The 19,826-nt window shown below is 55.8% G+C and carries 14 protein-coding genes; 5 read left to right on the top strand and 9 right to left on the bottom strand.

The window, feature by feature from the left end:
• Position 1: 1 nt before the first annotated feature.
• The 5 genes from rfbD to ABE504_RS09630 all read right to left on the bottom strand — a co-directional run bounded on the left by rfbD (position 2) and on the right by ABE504_RS09630 (position 7,521).
• Entirely contained in the window at positions 2-877 is an 876-nt protein-coding gene (rfbD, locus tag ABE504_RS09650) for a dTDP-4-dehydrorhamnose reductase (protein ID WP_430087605.1), read from the bottom strand.
• Positions 874-1,875, bottom strand: coding sequence for a dTDP-glucose 4,6-dehydratase (rfbB, locus tag ABE504_RS09645; RefSeq protein ID WP_430087603.1), 1,002 nt, complete (start codon positions 1,873-1,875; stop codon positions 874-876). The genes rfbD and rfbB overlap by 4 nt, the downstream gene beginning before the upstream one ends.
• Positions 1,860-2,594 (bottom strand): sugar phosphate nucleotidyltransferase, encoded by a 735-nt coding sequence (locus ABE504_RS09640; RefSeq protein WP_430087601.1) that lies wholly within the window; start codon positions 2,592-2,594, stop codon positions 1,860-1,862. The genes rfbB and ABE504_RS09640 overlap by 16 nt, the downstream gene beginning before the upstream one ends.
• A gap of 1,171 nt (positions 2,595-3,765) precedes the next feature.
• A complete protein-coding gene (locus tag ABE504_RS09635; RefSeq protein ID WP_430087599.1) occupies positions 3,766-6,213 on the bottom strand; it encodes a WIAG-tail domain in 2,448 nt (815 codons plus the stop codon).
• Positions 6,214-6,309: 96 nt separating this feature from the next.
• The gene (locus ABE504_RS09630) at positions 6,310-7,521 is read right to left on the bottom strand and encodes a glycosyltransferase family 4 protein (RefSeq protein ID WP_430087597.1); all 1,212 of its coding nucleotides are present in this window, start codon (positions 7,519-7,521) and stop codon (positions 6,310-6,312) included.
• A 170-nt stretch (positions 7,522-7,691) separates the two neighbouring features.
• Between ABE504_RS09630 and ABE504_RS09625 the strand changes: the two genes are divergently transcribed.
• Positions 7,692-8,789, top strand: a complete 1,098-nt coding sequence (locus ABE504_RS09625) for a YheC/YheD family protein (RefSeq protein ID WP_430087595.1) — start codon at positions 7,692-7,694, stop codon at positions 8,787-8,789.
• A gap of 62 nt (positions 8,790-8,851) precedes the next feature.
• Here ABE504_RS09625 and nagZ read toward each other — a convergent pair whose 3' ends face one another.
• On the bottom strand, positions 8,852-10,153 hold the full coding sequence (gene nagZ, locus ABE504_RS09620) for a beta-N-acetylhexosaminidase (protein WP_430087593.1): 1,302 nt from the start codon (positions 10,151-10,153) through the stop codon (positions 8,852-8,854).
• A 205-nt stretch (positions 10,154-10,358) separates the two neighbouring features.
• Here nagZ and asd point away from each other — a divergent pair, with 205 nt between their 5' ends.
• Together asd and ABE504_RS09610 are read left to right on the top strand one after the other, a co-directional pair.
• Positions 10,359-11,147: an archaetidylserine decarboxylase gene (asd, locus tag ABE504_RS09615; protein WP_430087591.1), complete on the top strand. Its 789-nt coding sequence runs from the start codon at positions 10,359-10,361 to the stop codon at positions 11,145-11,147.
• Between the two features lie 30 nt (positions 11,148-11,177).
• Complete coding sequence (locus tag ABE504_RS09610; protein ID WP_430087589.1) at positions 11,178-12,437, top strand: MFS transporter; 1,260 nt, start codon at positions 11,178-11,180, stop codon at positions 12,435-12,437.
• 792 nt (positions 12,438-13,229) lie between these two features.
• Here ABE504_RS09610 and ABE504_RS09605 read toward each other — a convergent pair.
• A complete protein-coding gene (locus tag ABE504_RS09605) occupies positions 13,230-14,666 on the bottom strand; it encodes an NAD-dependent malic enzyme (RefSeq protein ID WP_430087588.1) in 1,437 nt (478 codons plus the stop codon).
• Positions 14,667-14,752: 86 nt separating this feature from the next.
• Positions 14,753-16,306, bottom strand: a complete 1,554-nt coding sequence (locus ABE504_RS09600) for a PLP-dependent aminotransferase family protein (RefSeq protein WP_430087586.1) — start codon at positions 16,304-16,306, stop codon at positions 14,753-14,755.
• Positions 16,307-16,693: 387 nt separating this feature from the next.
• Here ABE504_RS09600 and ABE504_RS09595 point away from each other — a divergent pair, with 387 nt between their 5' ends.
• The gene (locus tag ABE504_RS09595; protein ID WP_430087584.1) at positions 16,694-17,308 is read left to right on the top strand and encodes a GNAT family N-acetyltransferase; all 615 of its coding nucleotides are present in this window, start codon (positions 16,694-16,696) and stop codon (positions 17,306-17,308) included.
• 231 nt (positions 17,309-17,539) lie between these two features.
• Complete coding sequence (locus ABE504_RS09590; protein ID WP_430087582.1) at positions 17,540-18,847, top strand: aminotransferase class I/II-fold pyridoxal phosphate-dependent enzyme; 1,308 nt, start codon at positions 17,540-17,542, stop codon at positions 18,845-18,847.
• A gap of 71 nt (positions 18,848-18,918) precedes the next feature.
• Here the strand turns inward: ABE504_RS09590 and ABE504_RS09585 are convergent, their stop codons facing one another.
• Positions 18,919-19,773, bottom strand: a complete 855-nt coding sequence (locus tag ABE504_RS09585; protein WP_430087580.1) for an AraC family transcriptional regulator — start codon at positions 19,771-19,773, stop codon at positions 18,919-18,921.
• Positions 19,774-19,826: the final 53 nt, after the last annotated feature.

Below are 19,826 nucleotides of genomic sequence, written 5' to 3'. Positions count from 1 at the left end.
CTCACACCTCTTTCTTGCGAAGAGCGGAATCGTCATAGTCATACCGGATAAAGAAAGCAAGCGCCGCCTCCCAATCGCGCATCGGCGAGAGCCCGTGCCGTTCAATCGCTCCATGCCGAAAAGCGCTGTACATCGGCCGCTTGGCCGGTACTGCCGGCAACTGCTCCGTTGGCAAGGGATGCAGAAGGACGCCCTGGAGTCCTGCTTCGTGCAGGATGCGCCGGGCAAACTCAAAGCGCGAGCATACGCCGCTGTTTGAGGCGTGATAGAGACCGTAATGCTCCGTTTTGAGCAGTTCCCGGATCAGCAGTGCAAGATCGAGACAATACGTCGGCGAACCGAATTGGTCGTCAACAATGGTGAGCTCGCCTGTGGTGCGGGCCTTCTCTAACACCTTCGTCACAAAATTCGCGCCTTTCGCACCGTACAGCCAGGATGTACGCACGATGAACGCTTGGCTGCACGTCAGCTGGACAAATTTTTCGCCTAGCAGCTTGGACTGCCCGTAAATATTGATCGGATTCGGCATATCCTGCTCCGAGTAGGCGTCCTGCTTGGCGCCGTCGAACACATAGTCCGTGCTGACATGCACCAGCTTGGCATTCAGCATATGGCAAGCCGCCGCCACATGGAGCGCACCGAGCGCATTCACTTGGTAGGCGGCTTCCGACTCGCCCTCCGCACGGTCGACATTCGTGTAGGCTGCCGCATGCACGACCGCATCCGGCCGAAGCTGCTGCAGCGTCTTTGTCACAGCGTCCTCATCCGTGACATCTAGCTGCTTGCGGTTCAGCGCAATGACCTTGTGCACAGGGCCGAGTACGCGCTTCAAATCATAACCGAGCTGTCCATCCCCACCGGTGATCACGATCTTCATCGGGCATCCCCTTCCCGGCCGCTGCGGTATGCGCCGGATACGATGCGGTCGTACCAGTCGGTCGCCAGCTTATACCAACCGAGCGTCTGACTCAGCCCCGTATCCCACGTGTAGGCGGGCTGCCAACCGAGTTCTCGCTGGATTTTCGAACTGTCGATCGCGTAACGACGATCGTGCCCCAAGCGATCGGAAACGTGCTGGATCAGCGACTCCGGTTTATTCAATAGAAGGAGAATGCGTTTAATGACGTCCACATTCGTCTGCTCGTTATTGCCGCCGATATTGTACACTTCGCCGGGCACGCCGGCTTCGATCACCCGCTCGATCGCCGAGCAGTGATCTTCGACAAACAGCCAGTCGCGCACATTGAGGCCGTCGCCGTAGAGCGAAATCGGCTGGTCGCGCAGCGCTTTTGTAATGACGAGGGGGATAAGTTTTTCAGGAAATTGGCGGGGACCGTAGTTGTTGGAGCAGCGGGTAATAACGACCGGTAAGCCGTAGGTTTCATAGTAGGCGCGTGCCAGCAGATCGGAGCCGGCTTTGCTGGCGGAATAGGGGGAATTCGGTGCAAGCGGCGTTGCTTCCGAAAAGGCGCCTGTCGCGCCAAGCGTACCGTACACTTCATCGGTAGAGACGTGAATAAATTTGCTCACCTGCCGCTGTCTCGCCGCTTCCAGCAGGCTCTGCGTGCCCAGCACGTTCGTCGTCACAAAACCGCGCGGGCTGTGAATGCTGCGATCCACATGGGATTCGGCGGCAAAATGAACCACGATATCGACATCCGCCATCGTCTTCAGCATCAGCACTTCATCGCCGATATCGCCATGTACAAACGTATAGCCGGGCTGTCCCTCCAACGTCTCGACATTGTCCGGGTTGCCCGCATACGTCAGGACATCCACGTTCACAATGCGATCCTCAGGGTGCCGGCTTCGCCAATAATGAATAAAATTGCTGCCAATAAACCCCATGCCGCCGGTGACTAGCAAGGTTTGCATGGCGAATCCTCCCTTCTGACGAGCAGATTAGCCTGGAAGAGCGACTCATGCGTCCCTGCATCAATCCACCAATTGGTGAAAAAGCGGTGCGACAGCTTACCGGATGAGGCATACACATTGTTCACATCCGTAATTTCCATTTCGCCTCTTGCAGAGGGCGATTGGGTTTTGATAATGTCGAACACCGAGGCATCATACAAATAAATCCCCGTCACCGCATACCGGGTCTGAGGCTGTGCAGGCTTCTCCTCAATCCGCTCGATGCGGCCGTCTTTCATCGTCGCAACGCCGTATCGCGAAGGATCCGGCACTTCTTTCAATATCACCATCGCGCCTTCCTCTTGTTGATGGAATGCGTCTATCATCTGTACCAAGGAATCTTTAAATAGATTATCTCCCAGAATCACGACAAACTTCTCGCCTGGACGAATAAAATCTTCAGCGAGCGCAAGCGCCTCGGAAATGCCGCCCGCCTTTTCCTGAATTTTATAAGTCAGCTTGATGCCAAGCGCATCACCGCCGCCCAAATAATCGAGATACAGGCCTGCGGATTGCTTGCCGGTGATGACGAGCACATCCTCAATCCCCGCCTCAGCCAGCTTCTCCAGCGCGTGCTGAATCATGGGCATATCGCCAACGGGCAATAAATGCTTATTGATAATATGCGTCAACGGACGCAAACGGCTGCCTGTTCCTCCCGCAAGTACCACGCCTTTCACGCCAATCCCCCTTCCAAAATCTGGTGAATGCTACGAAGCTACATTCATTTCTACTAGCATATGCGCCTCTGGTAGACTTCAATTGGACGAACAGCCCTGAAATGAAAATTGGTTATGTATCTATTTTCAGAAGTTAGGGGGGATGCCGCTTCCCCTCTATTACCTGCCAAGGGAAACTCTTTCGCTGCTATCCTGCAATTTGTACAGGTAAATACCGGAAAGGAGTGGGAAGTGGGACATGCTCCTGTAAAATGTACAGCTAATCTCTGCTGCTTTTCTCAAAAAGGGGGATTTTGTTGATTTGGTGGCGTTTTTGATGTAGGTTTTACATGATTTCAGTTAAAACGGTTCTTTTTTCGCGGATTAGTTGTATGTTTTGCAGCTTGTGGGGGGTGCGGCGAGGAATTGCGGTGGGCATTGCGGTCGGGAGTGCCGTGGAGAGTGCCGTGGAGAGTGCCGTGGAGAGTGCGGCGGGGAGTGCGGTGCCGGTTGCGGTGGATATTGCCGGGTTAAGCTGCGCTAAGCTGAATAAGCACTCGAGGAGTGCGTATTCAGCCGCTGAGCGCCGGATTTCGGCTAATAAGCACTCGCGGAGTGCCTATTCCTTCCAAATCAGCCCGTTACACCGAGTATTGCGTTCAATAAGCACTCGCGGGATGCTTATTCAGTTACTGAGCGCCGGATTTCGTTCAATAAGCATTCGAGGAGTGCTTATTGAACGAAATATAAGGTAGCATATTAAGAGCGAGGTGCCGATTTCCTCATTTAAGCTGGCGTCCTCTCTAAATAGGTTACTTCCAATAACTTATTCTCACGGACTGCCCTTGAATTCTATAAATAAGATAACGACTTATCTTATTTACGGATTTTCATCGTGTTCCGGGCACCTTTGCAACAATTAAGTTTGCTCACCTAACTTATTTACTTACCTATTACTTCAACTTAAAAATAAGATATCTCAGTTCGGGATTGCGGCAGCAGCACTAGCGACCAGAGGCAACGTAAGTAAACGCATTCGCAGGTTGGAATCTAAAGTCCGCAATAGCATGCAACGGCACGGTATAGATAGCTCATCTCCCAGCAAGGAGCCTCTGGTTAGCAGCAGGCAGGCGAACCACATGCGAACGAAAAAAAGTGACCCGCACCGTCCGTGCGAATCACTTTTTACCGCCTACGCGTAGCCCTGCCCGATCGCGATCCAGTTCACGATGCCCTGCTGCTCTGTCGTCGGCTTGATGCGGCTGACGGCCAGCACCACGCGGTTCGCCAGCTTCCGGCTGATCGTGACGTGATACGCAGGCAGCGTCGTGGTGGCCGTCAGGACGTAGTCCGTGTTCGTGAACTTCTCGTCGAAGCTCACGACCAGTTCCAACACTTCGTCCTCGACCTGCATCTCGAACGGGACGAGCCCGAACTGCTGCACCGCGCTGCGCTGCTTGCGGGAGGTGCGCAGCACGTTATCGACCAGCTTCGATAACGTGAGCGACCGCTCCTGCACGTGCTCGTCGCGGATCGTACCGGCGGCGAGCTTGCCGCCGTCGATGCTGCCCGGCGCCAGGTGCTGCTCCGCCACCGCGCCGGGCGCCAGGTGCTGGCCGTGCACGCTGCCGGCGGCCAGCTTGGCGCTGTCGACGGCGCCATCGGCGAGCTTCTCGCCATCCACGGAGGCCGCCTGCAAGTGGCGGCCGGCGACGGCGGCTTCCGCCAGCTTCGCGCCGTCAATGGCCCCGTCCGTCAAGTGCTCCGCACCGACGGACCCAAGCGCCAGATGCGAGCCGTCCACGCTGCTCGCTGCCAGCTTCGTACCATCGACCGCGCCTTCGGCGAGCGCTTCGTTCGTGACGGCGCCCTGCGCCAGCTGGCCGCTGCCAACGGCGCCGGCTGTGAGGTGCTGCGCCTGCACACTGCCCGGCGCCAGCTTCTCCGACGTGACCGCCCTGCTCGCGAGCTCCGCTTTGCCAACGGAGCGTTCAACCAGCTTGCGGCCATCGAAGCTGCGGTCCTTGAACAGCTCGGGTGTGATGGCATCCGGCGCCAAATGCGTTGACGTCACGACGCCGGGCTGAAGATGGCTCCCGTCGATAAGCCCCGCCTGGAGGTGGGAACTCCCTACCGCGAATGGCGCCAGCTTGACGCTCGTAACCGCTTCCGCTGCCAGCTTCCGAGCAGTCACGGCGTCATCTTGCAGGTGCCACCCCGAGACCGCTTCCGGTGCGATGTGGCTGCGCTGAATCGCCTGCACCTCCAGCTCTTTGGCGCCGATGGAGCCTTTGGCCAAATGCTTGTTGGAAATGATCCCCTCTTTCAAATGACTGGCGCTGATTGCGCGCTTCGCAATTTTCTCCGCGGTGATGCAGTCATCCCGCAGCTTATACGCATCGACGCTGCCTTCGGCAAGCTTATCGCCCGTCACCGCGCCGCTGGCAAGCTTGTCGGCTGTAATCGTACCGTCTTCCAGGTGATCGGCCTGAATCATCTCGTTCGCTATGTGCCAAGATTGCACGGCGCCGAAGGCGAGCTTCTCCGACGTAACCGCTTCATCCTGCAAGCAGTCCGTCGTCACAGCGCCCTCCGCCACATGCACCGTTTCAATGGAGCCCGGTGCCACATGCTGCCCCGTCACCGCGTCGCTGTCGAGATGCATCCCTACGATGGATGCCGGCGCGATGTGCTTGCCTTCCACGACGCGGCTGCCAAGCTTGGCGCTGTCCACGGCTTGGTCCGCCAGAATAGCGTTCGTCACAGCCTGCGCGCTGAGATGTTCCGTCGACACGCTTTGCAATTGCAGATGCTCGGACGCGACGCTGCCGATTCCCAGCTTTTCCTGCGTCACCGCCTGCGTTCTGATTTTATCCGATGTGACCGCGCCGTCCATCAGTTTCGCGGTATCAATGATGTAGTTGGCGAGATGGCGGGACAGCACACTGCCGCTGCGAATCTTTTCCGACGTCACGGCCTGATTGTCAATCAACTCCTGGGTGACGACCAGTTCCGTCAAGTGGTGCGGTAAAATGGAGCGGTCCGCCAGCTTGATGCCCTCGATCGATTGATCGGTCAGCTTGGCGCCCGGAATCGTCGCATCCATAATTTTGTCGCCGACCAGCGAATGGTCCTGCAGCTTGTTGGCGCTGATGCTGTTAAGTGCAATGTGCTCGTCGCAGATCGCATGAAACGCGATTTTTTCCCGTGTCACGCTGTTCGGGGCAAGCTTGGTTTGCTCAATCGCAAAGTCCTTGATGGCTCGCGTTCCAATACTGCTCGGTTTGATCTTGCTGTCGTCAATGGAACGGCCGGCGATTTTCTCCCACGTGACGGATTCATCCACCAAATCGTCCGTATACACCACGGGATCCGTAACCCTTCCGGTTTTCCGTTCATTGAACAGAAGCAGCGGCGGTGCCGGTGTTGATACTTGGGACACCTGCAGCGGTCTCGTCAACACTTTGTCGGCCTGAACCGTGGGCTGTGTAAGCGGTGGCTGCACCACAGGCTTGGGAGACGGTGCGGGTCGTTCGGCTTTGGCAGGCGGCACCGGTTCATCCAGCCATCGCAATTCGTTCGTGTGCGAATTTACTTTTTGCACGCCGGACCTCATGCCGGCGCTTTTTCGCTTAGCCATCGTTTCCTCTCCATTCAGCAAAAAAGAATCTGTGGTAACATATTCACCCCTATCCGGTTGCGTACATTCGCCTGTAAAAATGTGCGCTTACCCAGATCAGCCGCCGCTTCGGGCGTTTTCCAGCCATCGCGCGTACAGCTCGAGCCTCTTCTCCGCCGATCGCTGCCATGTGAATTTCTCTTGCACACGGGCGATGCCCTGCTCCCCGAGCTTGCGCTGCAGGTCGTCATCCTGCAGTACGCGCAGCAGCGCTGCAGCCAGCTCGCGCTGAATCTCCGGAATCGAGACGAGCACACCGGTCTGCCCGTCTTCGACGACCTCCTGAATCCCACCGGCGTGAGTGGCCACGACCGGAACACCAGACGCCATCGCCTCGACATTGACCAATCCGAAAGCTTCCTTTCCTATAGAAGGTACTACCGCCACCTCGGCGAGGCGCATCCAGGCGGGGATATCCTGGTGTTTGATATACGGAACGAAGACCACGTGACCGGCGAGCGGCCGGGCCTTTTTCTTGAGCCGGGCCACGTACGGCGTCACCCTGCGCGAGCCATAGAACGCGCTTCCTACAATGACCAGCAGCGCCCTTGGCTCCTGCCCGATAATCGCGGGCATCGCCTCCAGCAAGTGATGCACCCCTTTTTGCGGGATGAGACGTCCGGCGTACAGGATGATTTTGCGGCCCTCATAGCCCCGCTCCCTCAGCGTCTTCTGTCGAGCGGCATCGCCCTCCGGGGACCACTTGGATATAAAGCTGCCTGTGTCAACACCCAAATAATTGACTACAATTTTATGGGCCGCCGCAGGCACTTTTTTTTGCAAATACGTCTTAAGAAACTCGCTGTTGACGATAATAATCGTCGCGGCCCGCAGACACGCTCTTAGCCGTGGAAGCGCAATATGAGGCTCGCTGATAAAATACGTCGAATGCAGCACTAGCGAAATCGCCGCCTGGGGAAACTTCCGGCGCAGCCGCCACACATATCGTGGACGGTTGTCGACCTGGATGACGGCTGGCTTGAGCCGGGCGATCTGCCGCATCACCCCCGCGATATACGTGCCCCGTCCCCTGAACGGTACACGCACATACGTGACACCGCCACGAACCTCTTTTGCCCGTTGGAATGACGTCTTTCTGCCAATGACCGTCACGGGAATGTGCTGAGTGAGCTGCTCCGCCGTCTTTTGAATCACCTGTTCGACCGAGCTGCTTTTCTCTGACGGAATGGCAAAAGCGCCCGGCGACACGATTACCACCTGTCTGGATGAACGCCACTTTTTGACGCCCCGCGGTTGACCTTTTGTCACGATTGTCCTCCCCTTTAACAACGTTCCTGCTGTACGCATGCGGATATTTCTTGAACTTTCAGAGCCTGTATCAGCTTTCGTACAAACCGGTGCACCCCCGCCTCCATACTATGAGAGGAATCCTTTCTGCGAGCCGCCTCCAAATGACAGAAGGAGAAGGAGTGAACCTTATGTCGCGTCGTCCCTATGTAGGCATTTTGGTCAACGACACCTTGTTCGCCGGCATCCCGCATGGGCATACCCTTTATGAAGAAATTTCCTTCTACCGGGATGCTTGCAAGCAATATAAGCTGACGCCTTGCTATTTCCGCATGCAAGATGTCCATATGCCGTCGATGAAGGTTCATGCCTATGTACAGCAAGAAACCTGCACCGAGCGCATGTGGATCGATCTGCCCAAAGTCATCCACAACCGCGCGATCTACCTGGATGCCGCTTCCAATCACATCTTGGAGCAATGGACCCAAAAGGGCATCCTCCTGTTCAATCGTTGGAACCGTTACAGCAAAATGCGCATCCACAACCTTTTACTTAAAAACGAGCATATTCGTCCCCACCTGCCAAGCACATATCCCGCTACCCTTGCTAATGTAAAAATGATGATGGCTTCCTACACCTCGCTGATTTTAAAACCGACCAACTCCAGCATCGGCCGGGGGATCATGAAGCTGCAAAAGCTGCCCAGCGGCCGTTGGAAGCTGATTTATCCGGCCAGCATGAAGCTGACGAACCGCGTATGGCGAACGATCCTCTTCCGGAAAGGACTGCCGCTCACGCTGCGCCGCAAAATCGCTTCAACCTCCTACCTCATCCAGCAATGCCTTCCGCTCGCTACCGTGAACGGGCGTCCGTTCGATCTTCGCGTCTCCGTGCAGCGCGGCGCAAGCGGCGAATGGGGCATCACCGGCATCGTAGCGAAGGTGGCTTCACGGAAGCATTTTCTGACCAATGTGGCGCAGGGAGGCAAAGTTGCGACGCTGCCCGACCTGCTGTCCGCCGCCTACCCGCACCTCGATCCCGAAGACGTCTGCTGCAAGGTTGCTGACTTCTCCCTGCTGGTTGCGCGCCATTTGAGCAGCGAGCTGCCCGCTTTGGCGGATCTCGGCCTCGATGTCGGGATTACGACGGAGGGCTTTCCTTTATTTATAGAATGCAACGGGAAGGACCAACGTTACAGCTTCAAAGAAGCCGGCATGCAGGACAATTGGAAATCCACCTATTACAATCCGATGGCGTACGCCAAATATTTAATGTCGGGCGAAAAATGAAAAAACAAAAACACCGGACCTGCCCCCAAACGCCTGAGCGGCGCTTGAAGCAAGTCCGGTGTTTATTTGTTATGGACGGCGCTCGCAATTCGCTGCGCTTCCTTGTTGAAAGCCGTTAGATCCGGCACGGGCACCTCGTTATTTTGCAGGGCATATTTGCGCTTCAGCTGCACGATTTGGCTCAGCCGTTCATTCAAGACATCGACCGGCAGCGTACCTTTATCGACCGCGGCATGCAGCGCCTGGAACACGCGGATGACGTTCTCCGCACCGTGCCCCGCCATCACCTGATTTGCGCCGGCCAGCACGGACTGAACCGCCGCATCACCAATGTCTTGATGCTCCGTAATCGCCCCCATCGTCAAATCGTCGGTCATAATGACACCCTGAAACTTCATCTCCTTGCGCAGCAAGTCCGTCATGATGATACTGGACATCGAAGCGGGGCTGTTCGGATCGATCTTCGGCAGCAAAATATGCGCCACCATCACGCTGTCCGCCCCCTCCGCAATCGCTTTGGCAAACGGGACAAGCTCAAACTGGCGCAGGCGAGTCAAGTCGTTCTGGACGACCGGCAAGCCGACATGCGAATCGACCGACGTATCGCCGTGCCCCGGAAAGTGCTTTACAACCGGCACGACGTGCGTCCCTTGAATTCCTTTCATCATCCCCACGCCAAAGTCACTGACTAGCGCAGGCTTCGCGCCGAACGATCGGTCGCCGATGACCGGATTCTTCGGGTTGCTGTTCACATCAAGCACCGGAGCAAAATCCATATTGAAGCCGTACGCCGCCATCTCCTTGCCCAGCAGAGCACCGGTGTCGCGCGCCAGCTGCAGCTTCCCGGATTGGCCGATCGCCTGACTGGTCGGCGTTTTCACCAGTTCGTCCGGCAGACGGGTGACACGGCCTCCCTCTTCGTCGGCGCCCAGCCAGAGCGGCTGTTTGTTCACGCGATTGGTCATTTTTATCTCATTCGTCAGCGCCACAAGCTGCTTGGTCGACGTAACATTCGGCTTATACAGCAAAATACCGCCAAGGTGATACTTCGTAATCAGCTCCCGCGTCTGGTCGGTAACGGTCGTACCGTCAATGCCGGCGATGATCAGCTGGCCGATCTTATCGTCGAGCGTCCAGCCGGCCCAAGGGTCTGGTGTCGGCGTCGGCTTAGCGCTCGGTGAAGGTGTTACGCTTGGCGAAGGGCTCGTGGACGGCAGCGGCGTGGCTGTCGCAATCGCAGAGGGCTGAGGCGATGCGCTCGCCGCCGGTTTCTGGCTGGCCGAGCAGCCGGTGAGCACGCTCAGCAAGCTCAGCGCCGTCAACCAGCCTGCGGAGCGGGTGATCTTTGATGCTTTTTTTTCCATGGGAATCCTCCCTTTCTCTGTATACTCAGCATTGACGCTTTTCCATCACGAAATACTGCATGCTTGCCTCCGCTTCTGCCCTACTCTGCGGAAATCGCAATTGATTCTTTCCCCTTTCTGTGGCAAGATTAGCGAAGAACCGCAAACAGGCGGGACGGCAATCGACCCTCCCCCCATAACCACGAATGAACAGGAGTTTTTCCCAATGTCGAAGCCGTTTTTCCGATTACTGACAGAATTGTCTTCCCGCAAATGGGTATCCCAGCTGACTGGCGCTTTCGCGCGCTCTAAGTTGAGCCGGTATTTTATTCCCCGTTTTGCTCAAACGTACGGCATTCGCATAGAGGATGCGGAGAAGGCGATCAAAGAATATAAATCGCTCAACGATTTCTTCACACGCCGTTTGAAGCCGGGTCTGCGTCCGATCCATGAAGATGTCTCGCGGGTCGTGTCTCCGGTCGATGCCATGATTACGGGCATTGGCGACATCAAGGACGGGACCATTCTCAATGTCAAGGGGCAGGACTACACCATTGACGAACTGCTGAACCGCTCGCCGCGAACCGTCAACTACAAGAACGGATTTTACTTCGTTCTGTACTTAAGCCCGACGGACTATCACCGCATTCATTCGCCGGTCTCCGGCGATATTCTGGAGAAAGAGCATGTGCTCGGCAAAGTGTACCCGGTGAACGATTTCGGTCTGCGCTATATGAAGCGCGTGCTGAGCCGCAATGAACGGCTGATTACATTCATCCAGCATGAGACGGGCGAAGTCGCCGTTGTGAAAGTCGGGGCTTTGAACGTCAGCTCCATTCAGTACGTAACGCCGCTGCCCAAAACGCTGGAGCGCGGCCAAGAGCTCGCGTATTTTGAATTCGGCTCTACCGTCGTACTCCTGTTCGAGGACGGCATGTTCGAGCCTCGTCCCGATCTGATGCTGGGCTCCAAAGTCAAAATGGGAGAAGACCTCGGGCGCTTTTTGGATACATAGGGCGCTTCCGAGGAGAGGAGATCATACATCATGGCAACCCTGTCATCATCGTCATCCGATCGAAATGCAGCCAAGCTACAAACTGCCAGCGACGTGAAGCCTACCGTTTACAAAATTCTTTTTGCGATCGGCCTGGTTCACCTGCTGAACGATTCAATTCAATCCGTGATTCCCGCCATCTTTCCGATTCTGAAAGATGAGATGGGACTGAACTACACGCAAATCGGCTGGGTTCAATTCGCCATCAATCTGACGGCCTCCATTATGCAGCCTGTCGTCGGCCTGTACTCCGACCGCAAGCCTTCGCCGTACATGCTGCCAATCGGCATGTTCTCCACGCTCATCGGCATGCTGCTGCTGGCTTACGCCCATACGTACTGGGTCGTCCTGCTGTCGGTATGCTTCGTCGGACTCGGCTCCGCCGCTTTCCACCCGGAAGGCTCGCGAGTGTCCCACATGGCCGCAGGCGGCCGCAAAGGGCTCGCCCAATCGATCTTCCAGGTCGGCGGCAATGCCGGGCAATCGCTTGCTCCGGTCATGACCAAATGGATTTTCATTCCACTCGGCCTATTTGGGGCGATCTGGTTCACCGGCGTCGCCGGCATCGCCATTCTGGTGCTGCTTTTTATCGCCAAGTGGTATAAAGTTACACTTCCTACAGTGGCCGCGAGAACAAAATCCGCGGTGCGCAAAGCCATGAATCCTCAGCGCCGCAAGCAAGTCACATTTGCACTATGCGTGCTGGTGTTCCTGGTCTTCATTCGCTCCTGGTACGGTGCGGCGATGTCCGGTTACTTCGCATTCTTCATGCAGGACCGTTATGGCATCACCATTGACCGCGCACAGGATTTCATCTTCCTGTACCTCGCGGCAGGCGCCGTCGGCACCTTCTTCGGCGGTCCGCTCTCCGACCGCTTCGGGCGTCGGAATCTGATTTTCTTCTCCATGCTGGGCTCGGCGCCGTTTGCGCTGCTGCTGCCGCATGTGTCCCTTGGATGGGCTTATGTTTTGCTGGCACTGATCGGATTTATTAATTTATCCAGCTTCTCCGTTACTGTCGTGTACGCGCAAATGCTGTTCCCGGGCAAGCTCGGCACGATCTCCGGCCTGATCACCGGACTCGCGTTCGGCCTCGGCGGCATCGGCAGCGTCGTGCTCGGCAACTTATGCGACGTTATCGGCACAACCCGTGTAATGGAAATGTGCGCCTACCTGCCGCTCGTCGGCATCTTCACCTTCCTGCTGCCGACAGACCGCAAGCTGGAAAGCTGGTCCGAAGAAGCTGCCTAAGGATTAGACGCAGGCACCGCGTGAATAGTTACATCTCCCCCTTCATTCGCGAGAGTGGAGGGGGTTTTTGTTTGGATGAAACTCCACCAGGCAACACGTAACGCACCTAAGTCCATCAGGCAACACTGTAACAACCTAAGTCCATAAGGTACTTTAACTACCTGGGTCCATAAAACACTTTAGCGGTCCTAAGTCCCATCAGGCAACACTTTAGCGGTCCTAAGTCCCATCAGGCATCGCCGTAGCGACCCAACCCCATACAAAGTACTCGACAAGCGCATCTCCCCATCACGCGGCAGGCTCACATCACCAAGAAGATGTAAAACCTACATGTAATTTCAGGAAAAAGGAGATTTCCATGCAATATCTTGTAAAATGTACAGTAAAAATACCGCCAGCCCCCTCGAATTTCGTTTTTTCGAGCAAATTGGGACGAATTAGATGTAAGTTTTGCAGGTTCTCCCTTCACTTTAGTTCATTCGCAAGAAATTACATGTAGAAAATACAGGATAAACATCCGAAAAACATCAGAAAAATAGCTAGCCTCCCCCCATCTTCAAAGAAGCTTGACAACAATTTGCTCCCCTCCTTTACCGGGCGCTGTTATACATGATCTATGAAGGGACGAATAACGATGCCTCCAAGCTGAAAAAGGTGCCCCCGGTCATCCACAGACCTTGGGGCACCTTTCTTTAAATAGACATGTTGAGCTTGTGCGGGAAGCGTTCAATCACATAGCGGTAAAAGGCACTTTGCCCTCCGTCCTCGTTCGGCCAAACGATAGCGGTCCGCTCAATCGTGTGATTCATGCATTTCACGCTGTGTACGACGGCGCGCAACACCGGAGTCATACGCGGCTTCCATGACGGCTTCGCGCACTTTTTCGACGACCGCGTGGTTGAACACGCTCGGGATAATGTAGTACTCGTTGAGCTCGTCCTCACCAACGACAGAAGCAATCGCCTTAGCCGCCGCAAGCTTCATTTCCTGGGTAATACGCGACGCTCGGCAATCGAGCACTCCGCGGAAAATTCCCGGGAAGCACAGCACGTTGTTGATCTGGTTCGGATAATCCGAACGCCCTGTCGCCATGACACGAACGTAAGGCTCGGCCTCTTCCGGCGTAATCTCCGGCGTCGGGTTCGCCATCGCAAAAACAATCGGATCGGCCGCCATGCGCTTGACGTCGTCAGCTTTTAGCACACCGGGACCGGAAAGACCGATGAAAATATCCGCGCCAGCGATGACATCGGACAGATTGCCTTTTTCACGATTCGGGTTCGTATTCTCCGCATACCAGGTCCATGCCGAATTGGCATAAGTTTCTCCGGCGACGATTGCACCGTGGCGATCCACCCCGATGACATTGGTGATGCCTGCGGCGAGCAGCATTTTGGTGCAGGCGATGCCCGCCGCGCCGATGCCCGTCACGACAACTTTGCAATCTTCCATACGCTTGCCCACAAGCTTGACCGCATTGAGAAGACCCGCAAGAATAACGACAGCCGTCCCGTGCTGGTCATCGTGGAACACTGGAATGTCCAGTTCTTCGATCAGCCGCTCCTCAATTTCAAAGCAGCGCGGCGACGAAATATCTTCGAGGTTAATCCCGCCAAACGTTGGCGCAATCGCCTTCACTGTGCGAATGATTTCCTCTGTATCCTGTGTGTCGAGACAGATCGGGAACGCATCGACGCCTGCCATTTGCTTGAACAGCATCGCTTTCCCTTCCATCACCGGCATCGCCGCTTTTGGACCAATGTTGCCGAGTCCGAGTACGGCTGTTCCGTCGGATACAACGGCTACTGTGTTTCTTTTTATTGTTAACGAATGCGCTTTGGCCGGATCTTCGTGAATCGCCATACACACGCGGGCCACCCCAGGGGTATAGACGCGGGAGAGGTCGTCCCGGTTTTTGATCGGCACCTTCGGCGTCACTTCCACTTTCCCGCCCAAATGCAGGAGGAAGGTCTGATCGGATACGTTGATGATGCGAACGCCAGGCAACTGCTCCAGCGCTTTGGTAATCGTCTCGGTGTGCTCCGGATCGGCAACTTTGACGGTAATATCGCGCGTTTGTGTTGTTTTGCCCGCCCGCGTAACGTCGATTGCCACAATGTCGCCGCCGGCATCGCCGATCGCCGTAGCAATTCGGCCGAATGACACCTGTTCTTTATGTATTTCCAAACGTACAATCACACTCGTACCGCCGCCATGTAAACCTGCCATACCAAGGATCACTCCTACAAAATGATTTAATTGACCATCTGTTCGAATAATAGCATACTATTTATTTTCCTGCCAAAAAAGGTTCTTTATACCCCTGAAAACATAAACTTGCTAATTCGTTCTAAAATAAGGACACCTTGCCTGATTTCTTCCTCGCTGAGATGGGCATAACCAAAGCAGGCTCCCTCCCGTCCAGCCGGGAGGTTGTACGTGGCGGCGTCGGTCCACTGGACGCCGGCTTCCCGGCAAGCGGCTGCATAAGCGGCATAGGTGCGGGGATCTCCCCGCCACCAGCCGAACAGATGCAGCCCGCTGTCGCTGTCCACCCACGCGAAGCGGGTGGACAGGTGCTCCTGCAGCAGCGCCTGCAGGAGCAGGAACTTGCTCGCGTACACCCGCCGCATGCGGCGCAGGTGTCGCTCGTACGCGCCGCTCGCCATGAAACTGGCGAGCGCGCGCTGTTCGAGCAGCCCCGTCGGGTGCGGCTCGAACAGCCGCTTCGCGGCCGCGAAGGCGCTGTGCAGCGCCTCCGGCAGCACCACATACCCGATGCGCAGGTCCTGCAGCATCGGTTTCGAGAACGAGCCGATGTAGACCACTCGGCTCTCCTGATCGAGCACCTTGAGCGGCTCAATGGGCCGCCCGCGGTGCCGGAACTCGCTGTCATAGTCGTCTTCGACGATGACAGCGCCCTGCTCCGCCGCCCAGCGCAGGAGCTGCAGGCGGCGTTCCAGCGACAGCACAGCCCCCGTCGGGAACTGGCGGCTGGGGGTCACGAACAGCAGCCGGGCGTCCCACGGCTGCGGGATAAGCCCTTGCCCGTCCACGTCCGCATGGACGGGCACACCGCCGACCGCGCGTGCAGCGCGCGCGATGCCGTAGTAACCCGGGCGCTCCAGTACGACGGGATCGCCCGGGTTCACCAGCAGCTGGGTCAGCAGGGCTATCGCCTGCATCGACCCGTTGACGATCACGATGCGCTCCGGCGGCGCATCGATGCCCCGCATCCGCCGCAGATGCAGCGCGATCGCTTCGCGCAGCGCGTAATGCCCTTCGGCGATGTAGGCGTCCTCCTGAGGCGACTCCGTCATCCGCCGCACCTGCTCGTACAGGCTCCGGTTCCACACCTCCCGCGGGAACTGCTCCAAATTCGGCCGAGCCACCTCAAACGAGACCTCAAGCTGCCCTTGTCCCTGCTCTTTCTTTTGCCCGCGCTCTTCTCCTTGCCAACGCTCCTGCTCCTGCCCTTGCCCTTGTCCTTTCTCCTGCTCTTGCGTCTGCTCCTGCTTCTGCTCCTGCCTTCGCCCGCTCACCAAATCCCGCACCCGCTCGCCCCAGGCCGACAACACAAGCTTCTTCCCCGCCTGCACTTTCCGCTGCGTCTGCCCTTCCGCGTACACCACATACGTGCCGCGCCCCACCTCCGCTTGCAAATAACCTTCCGCAATCAGCATGTCATAGACCTGCCCCACAGTCCCGCGTGAAATCCCCAACGTAGTGGCCAATTCACGCGAAGCCGGCAGCTTCGTCTGCGGTTTCAGTTCTCCCGCGAGCAGCGCATCGTGCAGCGCATGATATAAAGCAGCATATTTACTCGGATAGCGCTCCAGATACGTTTCAAACGAGAAATAAACTTCCATGTGAGCATCCATCCCCAAATCTGTTGTCAAGTTAAGGAAATAAGCACTTAGGAGTGTCTTATTTCCCCATAACCAACCATTTTACGAAAAATAAGACATTTTTAAGTGCTTAAAGTGTGGAAAAACCCTCTGATGAGGCTAATCCCAAGGAAATAAGCACTTAGAAGTGTCCTATTCCCCCGAAATCGCCTTCTTTACATAAAATAAGACACTTTCGAGTGCTTATATGACTTCCATGTGCTTAATAAGGGCATGTGCTAATCCGACAACATGCCTATCTCCACAATGGTCTATACAAAACCACACTTATTGGCTCTTTTTCATAAACCAATTATACCGTATAGTAACGACAATCACATCTTTTACATACAAAGGAGCTTGATCCCTATGAACATCCAACCACCGATTCTCGACGGTACGCGCGTCGCGCTGCTGCCCATGCAGGAATCCCACATTCAAGGCCTTGCGGAAGCGGCGGCCGATCCGGCTATATTTGCGTATATGACACCGCTCCTTCAGCTAACGGATGTGCAGCAATTCGTTCATCAAGCGCTCGAAGAGCAGCAGGCGGGACTGGGGATCCCGTTCAGCGTGTACGATAAACAGCTTGAGCGCTTTGTCGGCAGCACCCGCTTGTTCGACCTGTCGGCTCAGCACCGGCATGGCGAAATCGGCCATACGTGGTATAACCCGGGGGTATGGCGCACACGAGTCAATACGGAGTGCAAATACCTGCTGCTCCGCTACAGCTTTGAGACCATGGATCTGATCCGGTTGCAGATCAAGACCGATCTTCGCAACGAGCGCTCAAAAGCGGCCATCGCCCGTCTCGGAGCGCAAAAGGAAGGCGTTCTCCGCAATCATCGCATCCTGCATGACGGCTACATTCGCGACACGGTCATGTTCTCCATCGTGGACCGGGAATGGCCGGAGGTGAAGGCACGGCTGGAAGGCTTTTTAACAGCCTCATATCCTGCCGCCGCTCCCTCCTTTTCCAAATAGAATCCGCCTTGCGCACTTCATAAGCGTATGCCTGATTTCGGTATCGATGATGCCGAGTTTACGAGCAAACGCTTCTTTTCACTATTTTTCCAGCATCCGCCCTATTCCTTTCAAACAAATGTCAGAAAATTATGCTTCACGAAGTGACGTTCACCGGGGAAAGTGATATAATAACTGGGAAAAAATGAATCGAAAAAATGAATTGCACATTGGAAGGAATGACCCGCGATTATGAATCCTCTGGCCAGTCAGTTAAACGAGACCCTGCAACGCGAAAACAATCACGTGTACGACATGCTTTCTGCACTAGGCAAATCGATTTACTTTCCGAAAGAAGGCATTCTCAGCCAATCGGCTGAAGCGAAAGCGAAAGCGAAGAAGTTCAATGCTACGATCGGTATTGCTATCGAGAACGGGCAGCCTATGCATCTGAAGGTCATTCAAGATACACTTTCTACTTATAATCCAAAAGACATTTATGAATATGCGCCACCTGCGGGCAAGCCTGAGCTTCGTACCGCTTGGCGCAAAAAAATGCTGGAAGAAAATCCGGCAATCGGCAGCAAATTGATCGGTAATCCGATCGTGACGAACGCCTTGACACATGGCCTGAGCATAGCGGCAGACTTGTTTGCTGACGCAGGCGATGCGGTGATCATTCCGGACAAAAACTGGGAAAATTACGAGCTCACGTTTGAAATTCGCCGTGGCGCCCAGATCGTGAACTATCCGCTCTACACGGATGCGATGAAGTTCAACTCAGCCGGCCTTCGCGACGCGCTGCTGGCGCAGAAATCCAAGGGCAAAGCGATCGTGGTTCTGAACTTCCCGAACAACCCGACGGGCTATACGCCGAACGCACAGGAAGGCCGCGAGATTACGGCAGCGATCAAGGAAGCGGCGGAAGCCGGCATCAACGTGGTCGTACTGACGGACGATGCTTACTTCGGCTTGTTCTTTGAGGATTCCATGCACGAGTCAATTTTCGGGCAGTTGGCTGATCTGCACCCGCGCGTGCTTGCCGTGAAAATCGACGGCGCGACCAAAGAAGAGTACGTCTGGGGCTTCCGCGTCGGCTTCATCACGTATGCCGGCCAAAGCGAAGCACTGCTTGCCGCACTGGAGCAGAAAACGATGGGCATTATCCGCGCTACGATTTCCAGCGGCCCACACCCTTCCCAAACGTTCGTGCTTCATGCCCTGAACTCACCGGAGTTCAACCAGCAGAAGCTGGAGAAATACGACATCATGAAGGGCCGTGCGAACCGCACCAAAGCGATCCTCGACAGCGGCAAGTTTGACGATGCGTGGGACTACTATCCGTTCAACTCCGGCTACTTCATGTGCCTCAAGCTGAAAACCGTCGATGCCGAATCCGTACGCGTCCAACTGCTGAACCAGCATGGCGTCGGCACGATTGCACTCGGTGAAACGGACCTGCGCGTAGCGTTCTCCTGCATCGAGGAAGGCAACCTCGAAGAGTTGTTCAACCTGATCTACCAAAGCGTGAAAGAGCTCGAGACCGTCTCTGCACAATAAACAGAAGGGTGCTCCCGATTACCGTGAACGAATGCGGTAATCAGGAGCACCCTTTTTGCAGAGCAGCACAGTTACTCCGGCCGCTTCGTATTGACATGCTTAAGCCACTGCTTCGGCGTATAGCCGTAAGTCCTTTTAAACATCCGGATAAAATAGCTCGGCTCCATCCCCATCTGCTGCGCAACTTTGTCGATCGTCATCCCTGGCTGCTCTTCAAAAAGCTGCACAGACCTGCGCATACGCAGCTGCTGGATATACTGCTGCGGCGACACCCCGTAGCTGGCGGCAAACAACCGATTGAAATGCTGAACGGAATAGCCCACGGCTCTAGCCAGATTGGACACCTGAATGCCTTCGTTATAATGGTCGTGGATCCGCTTGACCGCCTCCTGCAAAGCACCGTTCGCCTGTCCCGGTGGATGCACCCGCGCCTTTACCTCCCGACCGTTCCGGCTTTCCATTACCGCAATCAACATATCGTACATGCGCCGCGACGCTTCCCCGTAATCGTTCTCGCCATTCAGATGAATGCACTGCCAAAGACCCTCCAGTTTGTTCCACAGCTTCTGAAAATCCTCGCCCGCGCACATCATCGGCGTCCCGCAGCTAACGTGGGCCAGCATCGCTTCGGCCGCAGTACCGTGAAAGGCGGCAAAACCAAGCTCCCAATCCTCCCGGCGCTGCTCGGGATAATATTCGTGATGCACCCCGGCGGGCAGCACCAGTATTGAACCCGGTGACATGATCAACTCCGGCCCTTCGGCAATGCGAAAGACGCCTCTGCCGCTGCGGCTTAAGAAAAGCTGATGCGCCGGAAACCCGTCCGGCCTGTATAGATGCTTTTGCTCATGGCTGCCCACACAGTACACATTGAGCGGCAGGGTGAATTCCGGCGGCTGCAGCTCCGCCAGCAAAAACGGCATCATGCGAGCGTCCCTCCATGTTCATTTTATACGATTTTCTCCATCTTCTGTTCTAT

The organism is Paenibacillus oryzisoli (genome assembly GCF_050467285.1).
Lineage (GTDB): Bacteria > Bacillota > Bacilli > Paenibacillales > NBRC-103111 > Paenibacillus_E > Paenibacillus_E oryzisoli_A.
The sequence above is the reverse complement of the archived record's forward strand: the minus strand, read 5'-3'. Positions and strand labels throughout refer to the sequence as shown.